The sequence below is a fragment of the Streptomyces griseocarneus genome (genome assembly GCF_014655595.1).
In the GTDB taxonomy this organism is placed as follows: Bacteria; Actinomycetota; Actinomycetes; order Streptomycetales; family Streptomycetaceae; genus Streptomyces; species Streptomyces griseocarneus.
In genome coordinates this window covers 160854-175097 of the sequence record NZ_BNBL01000012.1, presented here as the reverse complement: position 1 = coordinate 175097, position 14244 = coordinate 160854, and the positions used below count along the sequence as shown (strand labels likewise).

Here is a 14244-nt window from a genome sequence, read left to right as displayed (position 1 = left end):
GCAGCCCGGGGAGCGCGATGCCGGAGGGCGACTAGCCCAGGGCGGACTTCACGACGTCGGCCAGGCGCTGCGCCACGGCGCGCGCCTGCTCGATGTCGGCGGCCTCGACCATGACCCGCACGAGCGGCTCGGTGCCGGAGGAGCGCAGCAGGACGCGGCCGGTGGAGCCCAGCTCCTGCTCGGCGGCGTTGACGGCCGTGGCGAGCTCCTGGGAGGAGCCCACCCGGGACTTGTCGACGTCACGGACGTTGATCAGGACCTGCGGCAGGCGCTCCATGACGCCGGCCAGGTCGGCCAGCGAGCGGCCGGTGGCGGCGACGCGGGCGGCCAGCATCAGGCCGGTGAGGGTGCCGTCGCCGGTCGTGGCGTGGTCCAGGACGATGACGTGGCCGGACTGCTCGCCGCCCAGGGCGAAGCCGTTCGCCTTCATCTCCTCCAGGACGTAGCGGTCGCCGACCGCCGTCTGGACGAGCTGGACGCCCTCGCGCTCCATGGCCAGCTTGAAGCCCAGGTTGGACATCACGGTCGCGACGACGGTGTTCTTGCGCAGCGAGTCCGCCTCGCGCATGGCGAGCGCCAGGACGGCGAGGATCTGGTCGCCGTCGACCTCGTTGCCCTTGGCGTCCACGGCCAGGCAGCGGTCGGCGTCGCCGTCGTGGGCCACGCCCAGGTCGGCGCCGTGCTCGACGACGGCGGCGCGCAGCTTGTCCAGGTGGGTGGAGCCGCACTCGTGGTTGATGTTGAGGCCGTCGGGCTCGGTGCCGATGGTGACGACCTCGGCGCCGGCGCGCGAGAAGGCCTCGGGCGAGACGCGGGACGCGGCGCCGTGGGCGCCGTCGATGACGACCTTGACGCCGTCGAGGCGGTTGGGCAGGACGCCGATCAGGTGGGCGACGTAGTTGTCGAAGCCCTGGTCGTAGTCGCGGACGCGGCCGACGCCGGCACCGGTGGGACGGTCCCAGGGCTCGCCGGAGGCGTGGGCCCGGTAGGTCTCCTCGATGCGGTCCTCGAGCTCGTCGGCGAGCTTGTGGCCGCCGCGGGCGAAGAACTTGATGCCGTTGTCGGGCATGGCGTTGTGGCTGGCGGAGAGCATGACGCCGAGGTCGGCGCCGAGCACGCCGGTGAGGTAGGCGACGGCCGGGGTCGGCAGCACGCCCACCCGCAGGACGTCCACGCCCGCGCTGGCGAGCCCGGCGACCACGGCGGCCTCGAGGAACTCCCCGGACGCACGCGGGTCACGCCCGACCACCGCCACCGGCCGATGGCCCTCGAACGTACCCGCCTCGGCGAGCACGTGCGCCGCCGCGACCGACAGGCCGAGCGCGAGCTCAGCCGTCAGATCGGCGTTGGCGACACCGCGCACGCCGTCCGTACCGAAGAGTCGTCCCACTGGTGTCCTCCGAAAAAGCGGGGCGGGGCCACGCCGCGAGGCCCCGAACATACGTACCAAGTCCTGACCGGTAATGGCCGAACGCCCCGGCGGGCACGGAACGTGCCGCCGGGGCGTTCGGGCAGTGCTGCAAAGCGCGGATTTAGCGCTTGCTGTACTGCGGAGCCTTGCGGGCCTTCTTCAGACCGGCCTTCTTGCGCTCGACCGCACGGTCGTCGCGGCTCAGGAAGCCGGCCTTCTTCAGCGGGCCGCGGTTGTTGTCCACGTCCGCCTCGTTCAGGGCGCGGGCCACACCGAGGCGCAGGGCGCCGGCCTGGCCGGACACGCCGCCACCCGAGATGCGGGCGATGACGTCGTAGCGGTCGTCGAGCTCGAGCACCTTGAAGGGCTCGTTGACTTCCTGCTGGTGCACCTTGTTGGGGAAGTAGTCCTCAAGGGTGCGACCGTTGATCTTCCACTTGCCGGAGCCCGGAACGATCCGGACGCGGGCGATGGCGTTCTTGCGACGGCCCAGGCCGGCGGCCGGCTGCGGGTCGCCGAAGCGGGACGCGAGGGACTCGGAGGTGTACTCCGACTCCACGACCTCGGTCTCGGTGGTGTACTCCTCGACGCCCTCGACCGGCATCTCGGCGGTGGTCTCAGCCACGATTCTCCTCAGACTTTCTGGTTCGGCGGTGGCCGGGACTTAGCCCTGCTTGACCTGGGTGATCTCGAACGGCTGCGGCTGCTGGGCGGCGTGCGGGTGCTGGTCGCCCGAGTAGACCTTCAGCTTCGTGAGCATCTGACGGCCGAGGGAGTTCTTGGGCAGCATGCCCTTGATCGCCTTCTCGACGGCCTTCTCAGGGTTCTTGTCGAGCAGCTCGTCGTAACGGACGGAGCGCAGACCACCCGGGAAGCCAGAGTGGCGGTAGGCCATCTTCTGGGTCTTCTTGTTGCCGGACAGGTGCACCTTGTCGGCGTTGATGATGACGACGAAGTCACCCATGTCCATGTGCGGGGCGTACACAGGCTTGTGCTTGCCGCGCAGCAGGGAGGCGGCCTGAGAGGCCAGACGGCCCAGGACGACGTCCTGCGCGTCGATGATGTGCCACTGGCGCTGGACATCGCCGGGCTTGGGGCTGAACGTACGCACGGTCGTAGCCTTCGCTTCTTCAGTGAGTGGGTCCTGACACGGTCCACACGGGACGATCACACGGCATTGGCCGCACATCGGGGACGCAACCCGAGTGCCGGCCACCGGCGATCAGCCTGGTGAACAAGCGTAAGGGCCCCTCGCGTGAGAACGACCAAGCCAATACGCATAACGAACTCGTAGAGTACCGGGCCGGTACCGGCGGGGTCAAAACACATGGTCCCACCGGTGACGGGGCGGCGCCCCCCGGCCCGGGCCCGCGCCAGGCGCCCCTCAGCGCTTCCGCACGACCCTCGCCTCGTCCCAGACGGCCTCCGAGACCTCCCTCACATGCCCGTCGGAACCGAATACCAGGAAGCGGTCGAACGAACGAGCGAACCAACGGTCGTGCGTCACCGCCAGCACCGTCCCCTCGTACGCCTCCAGCCCCTCCTGCAGCGCCTCCGCGCTCTCCAGGTCCAGGTTGTCCGTCGGCTCGTCCAGCAGCAGGGCCGTCGTCCCGGCCAGCTCGAGCAGCAGGATCTGGAAGCGCGCCTGCTGGCCGCCCGACAGCTTCTCGAAGGGCTGGTCGCCCTGCTTCTCCAGCTCGTAGCGGCGCAGCGCGGACATGGCCTGGCCGCGGTCCCGGGCGTGCTCGGTCCACAGGATGTCGGCCAGGGTGCGCCCGATGAGCTCCGGGTGGGCGTGGGTCTGCGCGAAGTGCCCGGGCACGACGCGCGCGCCCAGCTTCCACGTCCCCGTGTGCGCCACCGGGTTCCCGGCGTCCCCGGCGAGCAGGCGCAGGAAGTGCGACTTCCCGGAGCCGTTCGAGCCCAGCACCGCGACCCGCTCGCCGTAGAAGACCTCCAGGTCGAACGGCTTCATCAGGCCGGTGAGCTCGAGGTTCGCGCAGGTCAGGGCGCGGACGCCGGTACGGCCGCCGCGCAGCCGCATCCGGATGTCCTGCTCGCGCGGCGGCTCCGGGGGCGGGCCCGCCTCCTCGAACTTGCGCAGCCGGGTCTGGGCGGCGGCGTAGCGGGAGGCCATGTCGTGGCTGACCGCGGCGGCCTGCCGGAGGTTGATCACCAGCTTCTTCAGCTGGGCGTGCTTCTCGTCCCAGCGCTTGCGCAGCTCCTCGAAGCGCGCGAACCGGTCCTTGCGGGCCTGGTGGTACGTGCCGAAGCCGCCGCCGTGCACCCACACGTCGCTGCCCGCCGGGCCCGGCTCGACACTGATGATCTTCTCGGCGGACCGGGCCAGCAGCTCGCGGTCGTGGGAGACGAAGAGCACGGTCTTCTTCGTCTCGCGCAGCTTCTCCTCCAGCCAGCGCTTGCCGGGGACGTCGAGGTAGTTGTCCGGCTCGTCCAGCAGCAGCACCTCGTCGGTGCCGCGCAGCAGCGACTCGAGCACCAGGCGCTTCTGCTCGCCGCCGGAGAGGGTGCGCACCTGGCGCCACTGGGCCTTGTCGTACGGGACGCCGAGCGCGGCCGCGGTGCACATGTCCCACGTGGTCTCGGCCTCGTAGCCGCGGGCCTCGGCCCAGTCGGAGAGCGCCTGGGCGTAGGCCATCTGCGCGGCCTCGTCGTCCCGCTCCATGATCGCGAGCTCGGCCGCGTCGACCGCCCGGGCCGCCTCGCGGATGCGCGGGTGGGCCACGGAGACCAGCAGGTCACGGACCGTACGGTCGTCCCGTACGGACCCCACGAACTGCGGCATCACGCCGAGGCCGCCGGTGACCGTCACGGTGCCGCCGTGCGGCTGGAGCTCGCCGGAGATCAGCCGCAGCAGCGTGGTCTTGCCCGCGCCGTTGGCCCCGACGAGGGCCACCGAGGCGCCCTCCCCGACCCGGAACGACACATCGCCGAGCAGCGTCCTGCCGTCCGGGAGCTGGTACTCGAGGTGTGCCGCTTCCACATGTCCCATGAGGGGGATTCTCTCCGGTGCCGGGGGCCCTTGACCAACCGGTTTACGATGCACGCCATGAGTTTCGGGCAGGCAGGGCCGTACGGGCCCCCGGGGGAGTCGCAGCCGTCCACGCCGCCGTGGGGGCCGCCGCCCCCGCCGCCGCAGCCGGCCGCACCGGGGGCCGCACCGGCCCCGGCCGGGCAGGGCCCGGAGTCCCAGGGGCCGCAGCAGCCTCAGCAGCCTCAGCAGCCCCAGGCGCCACAGCCTCAGGCTCCGCAGGCCCCCCAGCCGCAGGCCCCGGCGGCCCCGGCACCCGCGCCCGCGCCCGCACCCGCCCCCGCACCGCAGCCTCCCGCCGCACCGCAGGGCGGCGGCGCCCCCCTGCCCGCCTGGCAGCCGCAGCAGCCCGCGCCCGGGCAGACCCCCGACCCCCGGTCGGCCTGGGGACAGGCCCAGCAGGCCCAGCAGCCCCAGCTGCAGCCCCAGCCCCAAGCCGCAGCCCAGCCCCCGCACCAGCCGCAGCCCCAGCCCCAGCCGCCGGCCTTCGGCGGCGGCGGCGCGCCCCACCAGATACCCGGCGCCGGCGGCCAGGCCCCGGACTGGAACCACCTCGCCGAGGCCACCGCCGCCCGCGGCCGGCGCCGCAAGGTGCTGATGATCGGCGGCGGCGTGCTGGCCGCCGCGGTGCTCGCCGCCGTCGTGGCCACCGCCGTGGTCCTGTCGGACAAGGGCGACAAGAGCAAGCCGGTCGCCGACAAGCACCCCGGCCCCTCGGCGAGCGCCGAGCCCACCTTCTCCCCGGTGGCCCCGCCCAACCCCCGTGAGTTCATCGCCAGCCAGGACAAGGACAAGGCGCCGCTCACCACCAAGACGCTCTTCCCGCACTCCCGGCCCAGCCTCGACAAGCGCGTCTACAAGCGCGTCGACACGGCCACCACCACCGACTGCGACTCGGCCGCCCAGAACGGCCTCGGCCAGGTCCTCAAGGACACCGGCTGCCGCAAGGTGCTGCGCGCCACGTACGTACGGGACGGCGTCGCGGTCACCGTCGGCGTCGCCGTGTTCGACGACAAGGCCGCCGCCGACAAGGCCAAGGCCCAGTCCACCGGCAACATCGAGTCCCTCACCGGCGGCGACGCGCCCACCTTCTGCCGCAACACCGCCTGCCGGCTGACGGCGAACGCCGAGGGCCGCTACGCCTACTTCACCGTCGCCGGCTACACCAACGGCGAGGCCGTGCCCTCCGACGACACCAAGGCCCTCCAGGCCGGCCGCGACGTCTCGGGCTACACCTTCCGCCGCATCATGGCCCGCGCCAACGCCCAGGCGACCGCCGCGGGCAAGCCGTCCGCCGCCGCGTCGGCGAAGCCCTCGGCGCCGGCGAGCCCCTCCGGCTCGCCGTCCGGGTCGGCCTCCCCCAAGAAGGAGGAGAGCTGACCGCCCCGCTACTCCGCCGCCTCGCCGCCGTCGCCGGCGCCCGCCTCGCCCGCCTCGGCGAGGCGGGGGTGCGCGGTCGGCGCCACGGCCGGCCGCTCCACCTTCGCGACCTGCGCGGCCACCAGCCGCTCCGGGACCTCCACGCCCCCGGGGTCGGCCAGGTTGGTGGCGAAGAACATCGACAGGGTGTTCCCGCTGCGGACGACCGTGACCAGGCTCGGCGCCCGCTCGGCCGCGTTGACCAGGCGGTACGCCATGGCCTCGTCGCCCAGCGCCGGCGCGGGCAGGACCCGTACCGCCTCGAACCGCTGCGGCTCGCCCTCGCCCGTCGTCATCCCGAAGCCGTCCGCGCACTCCGCCGCGGCCTCGCGCAGCTCGCCCAGCGTTCTGCGCGCGCCGTCGCCCTCATAGGCGGAGACCCGGATCGTGCCCAGCAGGCCCTGGGAGCCCCGGCCCCCGGCGGGCGCCGCGAAGGTGTCCACGACGGACGCCACCGGCGCGGGCTGCGGCTGCGAGCCCAGCGCGACCACCAGCGGACGGCAGGCCTCCCGGTCCGTGTCCGGGCGGCCGTGCCCGGCGGTCCCGGCGGAGCCCCGCTCGATCACCAGGCCCGGCACCTCCCCGGGCCCCAGCTCCACCTGCCCGAGCCGGCCGGCCTCCCGCACCCGCACCACCTGCGGCTCGTCCTTGCCCTCGACGGTCTCGGCGCTCCCGCCGCCGACCGCCGCGCCGGGCCCGCCGCCTTGACAGCCGGCCGTAAGCCCCAGCACCGCGGCCACGGCGGCACCCGCCGCCACCGACCGCCTCCGCACCCTTCCGCGCCTCCCAGCACTCACCGCGCCGGTCCTCCTCACACCTTCTTGCGACGTGACCCAAGCCACAATGTAGGCTGCGCAGGCAACCGAAATCCCTCCCAACGGTCTTAACCGGCGGATCGGACCGCACAACAAAATCCAACGGGCCGATCAGCACGGGACGACCCGGACATCACCCAGGCCACGGGGGAAGGACGGACGCGCCGCCGACGACGGGCCGCGCACACACCGCCATGAAGATCTCTTTCCTTTTGCAGAACGCCTACGGCATCGGCGGCACGATCCGGTCCACGTTCAATGTCGCGAGCGCACTCGCCGCCCGGCACGACGTCGAGATCGTGTCCACCATGAGGACCGGCGAGAAGCCCAGCCTCCCCCTGCACCCCAAGGTCAAGCTGGTCAACCTCATCGACCAGCGGGCCGAGAAGGGCGCGGACCGCGAGAACGACCTGCTGGGGCAGGACAGCCAGTACATCCCGCCGGTGGAGGCCAAGGGCGCGCACTTCAACGCCCTCACCGACCAGCGCGTCGCCGCACACCTCGCGGAGACCGACGCCGACGTCGTGGTGGCCACCCGCCCCGGCCTGGTGATGTACCTCGCGGAGTTCGGCCAGGACCGCTACCTGCGGATCGGCCAGGAGCACCGGATCTACGGCACCCACGAGCCGACGATCCGCGCCTACCAGGACGCCTCCATCCCGCACCTGGACGCGCACACCACCGTCTCCGAGGCGGACGCGCGCACCCACCGCGAGCAGTTCCCGGACGTCAAGACCAAGATCGTCTGCCTGCCCAACGGCTGCCCCCCGTCCGAGGTCGAGCCCTCCGACGGCAGCGCCAAGCTGGTCGTCGCCGCCGGCCGCCTCATCCCGGTCAAGCGCTACGACCTGCTGGTCAAGGCCTGGGAGACCGTCGCCGCCACCCGCCCCGACTGGAAGCTGCGCATCTACGGCCGCGGCCCCGAGCTGCCCAAGCTGCGCGCCCAGATCGACCGGCTCGGCCTGCACGAGGCCGTGACGCTGATGGGCGCCCACTCCCCCATCGAGACCGAGTGGGCCAAGGGCTCCATCGCCGCCGTGACCTCCCGCGAGGAGTCCTTCGGCATGACGATCGTCGAGGCCATGGGCTGCGGCGTCCCCGTCGTCGCCACCGACTGCCCGCACGGCCCCGGCGAGATCATCACCGACGGCACGGACGGCCTGCTCGTCCCCGTCGGCGACAGCGACGCCATCGCCAAGGGCCTCCTCAAGCTCATCGAGGACGACGACCTGCGCCGCGCCATGGGCACGGCGGCCCGCGAATCCGCCCGGCGTTACGCCCCCGAACGCATCGCCGACGCGTACCTCGAACTGATCGACAGCCTCGGCGGCCCCCGCGCCCGCGCCGCCGCACCCGCGCCGGCCGGCGCCGCAGCCGCCGAGCCCGAGCAGGTCCCGCTCGGCAAGCTGCTGCGCCGCACCGCCGGAAAGATCATCCGACCGCTGCGCCGCCGCCCGGTGGCCAAGGCCGCCAAGCCGCCGGTCAAGACCGTCCTGAAGGACATCGTCGTCCGCAAGCCGCTGCGCCCGGTGGCCTCCTGCCGGATCGACGCCGCCGGCGACATCCACGTCCTCGTCCAGAGCAAGGGCCTCAGCGGCGAACAGCTCTCCCTGACCGTCACCCGCCGCAAGGAGGGCAAGCCGGTCGCCGTCCCGCTGCTCCCGCCCACCACCGACGGCGGCCCCTGGACGGCCGTGCTCCGGCGCAGCGAACTGCGCCTGGGCGAGGGCCGCTGGGACCTGCACGTGGTGCGCGCCGAGGACAAGGCCCGCCGCCGCGTGGTCTCGCACCTCGCCGAGGGCCGCGGCCTGGTGGAGCTCGAGCCGCTGCCGGGCGCCCCGTTCACCTGGTGGGTGCCCTACCCCACCGTGGACGGCTACCTCGCCCTGCGCGCCTGGCACCGCGACGCCCACGCCGAGGCCCGCTCGGTGCGGGCGGACGACGAGGCGCTCACGGTCGAAGGCACCCTGCACGGCACGGAGTTCACCGCCGAGAGCAACCCCCTGGTCATCGGCACCCCGCGCGGCGAGACCGCGTCCGAGGTGTCCGCGGACGTCGAGGTCGTGGACCCCGCGACCTTCCGCGTCACCGTCCCCTACGAGGCGCTGCGCGCCGCGCGGGCCGACGGCGAGGCCACGACGTGGGACCTGGCCCTGCGGATCACCCCCGGCGCGGAGCCCATCCGCGTCGGCCGGCTCATCGGCGACATCGTCGACCGCAACAAGACCGACCTCTACCCCACGGTCTCGGGCGTCCGCCCGTACTTCACCATGTCCAGCGACCTGGCCGTGAACCTGCCCGCCGCCGAAGGGGCCTGACGCACCGCCAGGCCCCCCTGACGGATCAGCAGCAGCCCGCGCCGGGAAGCGTCCGCTTGTTGCGCGCTTCCCGGTTGCGGGCGGCCAGCTCGGAGTCGGCCGGGTAACCGACCTCCTCCAGCGTCAGCCCGTGCGGCCGCACGACGTGCACCGCCGAGTCCCGCACCCCGGCGGCCAGCACCTTGCCCGGCCAGTCCACCGGACGGTGGCCGTCGCCGACGAACAGCATCGCGCCGACCAGCGAGCGCACCATGTTGTGGCAGAAGGCGTCCGCGCGCACGGTCGCCGTGATGATGCCGGACGCGTCCCGCTCCCAACTCAGCTGCTGCAGCGTGCGGATGGTCGTCGCACCCTCGCGCTTCTTGCAGTACGCCGCGAAGTCGTGCTCGCCGACGAGCTTCTGCGCAGCGGCATTCATCGCGTCGACGTCCAACGGCCAGTCGTGCCACAGGACATGACCCCGCAACAGCGGGTCCACCCCGCCCGGGTGGTCGACGACCCGGTAGGCGTAGCGCCGCCAGATCGCGGAGAAGCGCGCGTTGAAACCGGCCGGCGCCTCTGCGGCGCGCCACACGCGGACGTCGTGCGACAGCCGGCCGGCGAGCCGGCGCAGCAGCTTGTCCTCGTGCTCGGCCCACACCTCGGCCGGCAGGTCGACGTGCGCGACCTGGCCGCGCGCGTGCACCCCGGCGTCCGTACGGCCGGCGACCGTCAGCTCGTACGTCTGCTCGGACCGGGTCACGGTCCGGATCGCGCTCTCGATCTCGCCCTGGACCGTGCGCTGCCCCTGGCGCTGCTTCGCCCAGCCGGAGAAGTCCTTGCCGTCGTACGACAGGTCCAGCCGCACCCGGACGAAACCGGGCGCCACCTCGTCACTCACCGAGTGTTCCTCTCAGAAATGCGGGACGGGCCCGCCCCCGGAAGGGGCGGGCCCGTCACTGACACGCATCAGCGTTGTCAGGCGTCCTTCGACTCCTCGGCCGGAGCCTCGGCAGCAGCCTCGGACTCCTTGACCGCACGCTTGGTGGCGGCCTCGGCCTCGGCGACGGTCGCCTTCTTCGCGATCTCGCCCTCGACCAGCTCGATAACGGCCATCGGGGCGTTGTCGCCACGACGGTTACCGATCTTGGTGATGCGGGTGTAGCCACCCGGACGCTCGGCGAAGCGCGGGGCGATCTCGGTGAAGAGGGTGTGGACGATGCCCTTGTCGGTGATCGTCTGCAGCACCTGGCGACGGTTGTGGATGTCGCCCTTCTTCGCCTTGGTGATCAGGCGCTCGGCGACCGGACGCAGGCGGCGGGCCTTGGCCTCGGTCGTCGTGATGCGGCCGTGCTCGAAGAGCGACTTGGCGAGGTTCGCCAGCATCAGCTTCTCGTGCGCGGCACCGCCGCCCAGACGGGCACCCTTGGTGGGACGCGGCATGGTGTTTCTCCTAGGTGTCTGCCCCGGCCGTATCAGGTACCGGAGTCAGTATCCGAGCAGGCGGTCGCCTGTCGGAGACCCGCGCCCCGTAAGGGGCGCGGGGAACTGCGCGATCAACCGAAGCGGACCCGCAGCCGAAGACCGTCAGTACTGCTCGGTCTCCACGAACCCGGCATCCGCGTCGTCGTCGGCGCCAAAGGCGTCCGCGGCGGCGGTCGGGTCGAATCCGGGCGGGCTGTCCTTGAGGGCCAGGCCCATGCCAGCCAGCTTCGCCTTGACCTCGTCGATCGACTTCGCACCGAAGTTGCGGATGTCGAGCAGGTCGGCCTCGGAGCGGGCGACGAGCTCACCCACGGAGTGGATGCCCTCGCGCTTGAGGCAGTTGTACGACCGAACGGTGAGCTCGAGCTCCTCGATCGGCAGCGCCAGGTCGGCGGCCAGGGCGGCGTCCGTGGGGGACGGGCCCATGTCGATGCCCTCGGCGTCGATGTTGAGCTCGCGGGCCAGACCGAACAGCTCGACCAGGGTCTTACCGGCGGACGCCATGGCGTCGCGCGGGCGCATGGCCTGCTTGGTCTCGACGTCGACGATCAGCTTGTCGAAGTCGGTGCGCTGCTCGACACGGGTCGCCTCGACCTTGTAGGTGACCTTGAGAACCGGCGAGTAGATGGAGTCGACCGGGATGCGGCCGATCTCCTGGCCCACCTGCTTGTTCTGGACGGCGGAGACGTAGCCGCGACCGCGCTCGACGGTCAGCTCCATCTCCAGCTTGCCCTTGGCGTTCAGGGTCGCCAGGACCAGGTCGGGGTTGTGCACCTCGACGCCGGCCGGCGGGGCGATGTCGGCGGCGGTGACCAGACCCGGACCCTGCTTGCGCAGGTACATCACGACCGGCTCGTCGTGCTCCGAGGAGACGACCAGCTGCTTGATGTTCAGGATGAGGTCGGTGACGTCCTCCTTGACGCCCGGCACGGTGGTGAACTCGTGCAGGACACCGTCGATGCGGATGGACGTGACCGCCGCACCCGGGATCGAGGAGAGGAGCGTACGACGCAGGGAGTTGCCGAGGGTGTAGCCGAAGCCCGGCTCGAGCGGCTCGATCACGAACCGCGAGCGGAACTCGTCGACGACCTCTTCGGTCAGCGAGGGGCGCTGAGCGATCAGCATGCGATGAATCCTTCAGTCATGGACACCCACTATTTGATGTCCTGAGGTACTACAAGGGTACGGGCGGCACGGCTCCGAGGAGCCGTACCGCCCACACTCTCAAGGCAGCAGCCGTGCGTCAGACGCGGCGGCGCTTCGGCGGACGGCAGCCGTTGTGCGGGGTCGGGGTGACGTCCTGGATGGAGCCAACCTCGAGGCCGGTCGCCTGGAGCGAACGGATGGCGGTCTCGCGACCGGAGCCCGGGCCCTTGACGAAGACGTCAACCTTGCGCATGCCGTGCTCCTGCGCGCGGCGAGCGGCCGACTCGGCGGCCATCTGCGCGGCGAACGGGGTGGACTTGCGCGAGCCCTTGAAGCCGACGTGGCCGGCGGAGGCCCAGGAGATCACGTTGCCCGTGGGGTCGGTGATCGAGACGATGGTGTTGTTGAACGTGCTCTTGATGTGCGCGTGGCCGTGAGCGACGTTCTTCTTTTCCTTGCGACGCACCTTCTTGGCTGCGCCCTGACGACCCTTGGGGGGCATGTCTTACTCCTGTGGAGTGGAGGTGATCGGTCCTACAGCGAAGACCGCTGGTGAGCGTCCGCTGAGGACTACTTCTTGCCCGGCTTCTTCTTGCCGGCGATCGCGCGACGCGGGCCCTTGCGGGTACGAGCGTTCGTGCTGGTGCGCTGACCGTGGACCGGCAGGCCACGACGGTGACGCAGACCCTGGTAGCAGCCGATCTCGACCTTGCGGCGGATGTCGGCCTGGATCTCGCGACGGAGGTCACCCTCGGTCTTGAGGTTGGCGTCCACGTACTCGCGGATCTTGACCAGGTCCTCTTCGGGAAGGTCACGAACGCGGGTGTTCGGGTTCACGCCAGTGGCGGCGAGAGTCGCCTGCGACTGGGTGCGGCCGATGCCGAAGACGTAGGTGAGTGCAACCTCCACGCGCTTGTCGCGCGGGATGTCAACACCGGAAACGCGTGCCATTCAATGGCTCCAGATGTTCTCGGGGGTCTGACACAGTGCCGCTCCCGGCCGCCGTACTAGGTACGTTCCGGGTCCCCGGCCCCCACCGGAGGTGTCGCCAGCCTGGGCTGGACGGGCTCTGCGTATGTACGTATTGCTGTGCGTCGCGCGAAGAAACTGCGGAGTGCAGGTTCTGCGTCAGCCCTGGCGCTGCTTGTGGCGCAGGTTGTCGCAGATGACCATGACCCGGCCGTGGCGGCGGATCACCTTGCACTTGTCGCAGATCTTCTTGACGCTCGGCTTGACCTTCATGGGTGTGAGGTTCTCCGGGTCAGTGCCGTCACCCCACAGCGGTGGGGCGCCGACAAGATCTACTTGTAGCGGTAGACGATCCGGCCACGCGTCAGGTCGTAGGGAGACAGCTCCACGACGACCCGGTCATCCGGGAGGATGCGGATGTAGTGCATACGCATCTTGCCGCTGATGTGCGCGAGGACCTTGTGACCGTTCTGGAGCTCCACCTTGAACATGGCGTTCGGCAGAGACTCGATCACGGTGCCCTCGATCTCGATGGCACCTTGCTTCTTGGCCACGCTTCGCCTTTCGAATCGGCTACCTTGATCGACTCCCCCGTATGCACGCAGGCATGCGGATACACGAGAGCCGACGCATCAGTCTACGTCAGGGCAACCGGAAAGACTAATCCAGGTCTCGTGCCCAGCCGAAGAGATCCTTAAGCCGGTGCCCCGGACGGCTCGCGCCGGGGGCACCGGGCGCCCTACGCCAGCGGGTCCGGCGCCGCGGTCACGCCGTACTGGGCCAGCTTCGCCCGGCCGCCGTCCACGGCCGTGAGGACCAGCGGGCCGTCCTCCGTCAGGGCGACGGAGTGCTCCCAGTGGGAGGACCAGCTCTTGTCGTCCGTGAGGACCGTCCAGTCGTCCGCCAGGACGTGCGTCTTCGCCGTGCCGAGGCTGACCATGGGCTCGATGGCGATGCAGAAGCCCGGCACCAGCTTGGGGCCCTTGCCGCGCTTGCGGGAGACGTAGTTCAGCAGGTGGGGGTCCATGTGCATCTCGGAGCCGATGCCGTGGCCGCCGTAGTCCTCGATGATCCCGTACTTCCCGGAGGCCGGGCGGGGCTGGCGGCGGATGTAGCCCTCGATGGCCTTGGAGATGTCCACCAGGCGGTTGCCGTTCTTCACGGCCGCGATGCCCGCCCACATGGACTCCTCGGTCACCCGGGAGAGCTCGACCAGCTCCGGAGCGTGACCGGTTCCCACGAAGGCCGTGAAGGCCGCGTCGCCGTGCCAGCCGTCCACGATGGCGCCGGCGTCGATGGAGATGATGTCGCCGTCCTTCAGGACGGTCTTGGTGTCCGGGATGCCGTGGACGACGACCTCGTTCACCGAGGTGCAGATGGTGGCGGGGAAGCCGCCGTAGCCGAGGAAGTTCGACTTGGCCCCGTGCTCGGCCAGCACCTTGCGGGCGACCTCGTCCAGGTCCTTGGTGGTGGCACCGGGCACGGCCGCCTCCCGGGTGGCCGCGTGGATGGCGGCGACGACCAGTCCCGCCTCGCGCATCTTCGCGATCTGCTCGGGGGTCTTGATCTCGACCATGGACTGCCTTCCTCGGTTCTGCGGTGGGGGCGCCCTCGGGCGCGTGGGAACAACACTACGGCCGCGATGCCCGG

Annotated in this window: 15 protein-coding genes; 2 read left to right on the top strand and 13 right to left on the bottom strand. The window is 71.3% G+C overall.

What is annotated here, in order from left to right; genetic code table 11:
* Positions 1-31 precede the first annotated feature (31 nt).
* The 4 genes from glmM to IE295_RS27125 all read right to left on the bottom strand — a co-directional run bounded on the left by glmM (position 32) and on the right by IE295_RS27125 (position 4424).
* Positions 32-1390, bottom strand: a complete 1359-nt coding sequence (glmM, locus tag IE295_RS27140; RefSeq protein WP_190066391.1) for a phosphoglucosamine mutase — start codon at positions 1388-1390, stop codon at positions 32-34.
* A gap of 142 nt (positions 1391-1532) precedes the next feature.
* Positions 1533-2036, bottom strand: a complete 504-nt coding sequence (rpsI, locus tag IE295_RS27135; protein ID WP_106681042.1) for a 30S ribosomal protein S9 — start codon at positions 2034-2036, stop codon at positions 1533-1535.
* Between the two features lie 39 nt (positions 2037-2075).
* Positions 2076-2522 carry a 50S ribosomal protein L13 gene (gene rplM, locus IE295_RS27130; protein ID WP_086569066.1) on the bottom strand — a complete coding sequence of 149 codons (447 nt, stop codon included), beginning with the start codon at positions 2520-2522 and terminating at the stop codon, positions 2076-2078.
* A gap of 273 nt (positions 2523-2795) precedes the next feature.
* Entirely contained in the window at positions 2796-4424 is a 1629-nt protein-coding gene (locus tag IE295_RS27125; RefSeq protein ID WP_190066390.1) for an ABC-F family ATP-binding cassette domain-containing protein, read from the bottom strand.
* Positions 4425-4481: 57 nt separating this feature from the next.
* Here IE295_RS27125 and IE295_RS27120 point away from each other — a divergent pair, with 57 nt between their 5' ends.
* Entirely contained in the window at positions 4482-5843 is a 1362-nt protein-coding gene (locus IE295_RS27120; RefSeq protein ID WP_190066389.1) for a hypothetical protein, read from the top strand.
* A gap of 8 nt (positions 5844-5851) precedes the next feature.
* Here the strand turns inward: IE295_RS27120 and IE295_RS27115 are convergent, their stop codons facing one another.
* Positions 5852-6640, bottom strand: coding sequence for a hypothetical protein (locus IE295_RS27115; RefSeq protein WP_190066388.1), 789 nt, complete (start codon positions 6638-6640; stop codon positions 5852-5854).
* 251 nt (positions 6641-6891) lie between these two features.
* On the opposite strand from IE295_RS27115, the gene IE295_RS27110 reads away from it, so the two are divergent.
* On the top strand, positions 6892-9015 hold the full coding sequence (locus tag IE295_RS27110) for a glycosyltransferase family 4 protein (protein WP_190066387.1): 2124 nt from the start codon (positions 6892-6894) through the stop codon (positions 9013-9015).
* 25 nt (positions 9016-9040) lie between these two features.
* On the opposite strand, the gene truA is transcribed toward IE295_RS27110, so the two are convergent.
* The 8 genes from truA to map form a co-directional block, all read right to left on the bottom strand.
* Positions 9041-9895 (bottom strand): tRNA pseudouridine(38-40) synthase TruA, encoded by an 855-nt coding sequence (gene truA, locus IE295_RS27105; protein ID WP_190066386.1) that lies wholly within the window; start codon positions 9893-9895, stop codon positions 9041-9043.
* 77 nt (positions 9896-9972) lie between these two features.
* Positions 9973-10437: a 50S ribosomal protein L17 gene (gene rplQ, locus IE295_RS27100; protein ID WP_086567272.1), complete on the bottom strand. Its 465-nt coding sequence runs from the start codon at positions 10435-10437 to the stop codon at positions 9973-9975.
* A gap of 144 nt (positions 10438-10581) precedes the next feature.
* Positions 10582-11604 carry a DNA-directed RNA polymerase subunit alpha gene (locus tag IE295_RS27095; RefSeq protein ID WP_004946635.1) on the bottom strand — a complete coding sequence of 341 codons (1023 nt, stop codon included), beginning with the start codon at positions 11602-11604 and terminating at the stop codon, positions 10582-10584.
* Positions 11605-11722: 118 nt separating this feature from the next.
* Entirely contained in the window at positions 11723-12127 is a 405-nt protein-coding gene (gene rpsK, locus IE295_RS27090; protein WP_003948617.1) for a 30S ribosomal protein S11, read from the bottom strand.
* 68 nt (positions 12128-12195) lie between these two features.
* A complete protein-coding gene (rpsM, locus tag IE295_RS27085; protein WP_030368393.1) occupies positions 12196-12576 on the bottom strand; it encodes a 30S ribosomal protein S13 in 381 nt (126 codons plus the stop codon).
* Positions 12577-12753: 177 nt separating this feature from the next.
* Positions 12754-12867 carry a 50S ribosomal protein L36 gene (rpmJ, locus tag IE295_RS27080; protein ID WP_003956441.1) on the bottom strand — a complete coding sequence of 38 codons (114 nt, stop codon included), beginning with the start codon at positions 12865-12867 and terminating at the stop codon, positions 12754-12756.
* Positions 12868-12926: 59 nt separating this feature from the next.
* Complete coding sequence (gene infA, locus IE295_RS27075) at positions 12927-13148, bottom strand: translation initiation factor IF-1 (RefSeq protein ID WP_003956442.1); 222 nt, start codon at positions 13146-13148, stop codon at positions 12927-12929.
* A 185-nt stretch (positions 13149-13333) separates the two neighbouring features.
* A complete protein-coding gene (gene map, locus IE295_RS27070; RefSeq protein ID WP_190066385.1) occupies positions 13334-14170 on the bottom strand; it encodes a type I methionyl aminopeptidase in 837 nt (278 codons plus the stop codon).
* Positions 14171-14244: the final 74 nt, after the last annotated feature.

Bases quoted from the DNA above. Each gene is read 5' to 3' on its own strand.
- IE295_RS27125 (WP_190066390.1), bottom strand. From the start codon at position 4,424: ATGGGACATGTGGAAGCGGCACACCTCGAGTACCAGCTCCCGGACGGC.
- IE295_RS27120 (WP_190066389.1), top strand. From the start codon at position 4,482: ATGAGTTTCGGGCAGGCAGGGCCGTACGGGCCCCCGGGGGAGTCGCAG.
- IE295_RS27110 (WP_190066387.1), top strand. From the start codon at position 6,892: ATGAAGATCTCTTTCCTTTTGCAGAACGCCTACGGCATCGGCGGCACG.
- rplQ (WP_086567272.1), bottom strand. From the start codon at position 10,437: ATGCCGCGTCCCACCAAGGGTGCCCGTCTGGGCGGCGGTGCCGCGCAC.
- IE295_RS27095 (WP_004946635.1), bottom strand. From the start codon at position 11,604: ATGCTGATCGCTCAGCGCCCCTCGCTGACCGAAGAGGTCGTCGACGAG.
- rpsK (WP_003948617.1), bottom strand. From the start codon at position 12,127: ATGCCCCCCAAGGGTCGTCAGGGCGCAGCCAAGAAGGTGCGTCGCAAG.
- rpsM (WP_030368393.1), bottom strand. From the start codon at position 12,576: ATGGCACGCGTTTCCGGTGTTGACATCCCGCGCGACAAGCGCGTGGAG.
- rpmJ (WP_003956441.1), bottom strand. From the start codon at position 12,867: ATGAAGGTCAAGCCGAGCGTCAAGAAGATCTGCGACAAGTGCAAGGTG.
- map (WP_190066385.1), bottom strand. From the start codon at position 14,170: ATGGTCGAGATCAAGACCCCCGAGCAGATCGCGAAGATGCGCGAGGCG.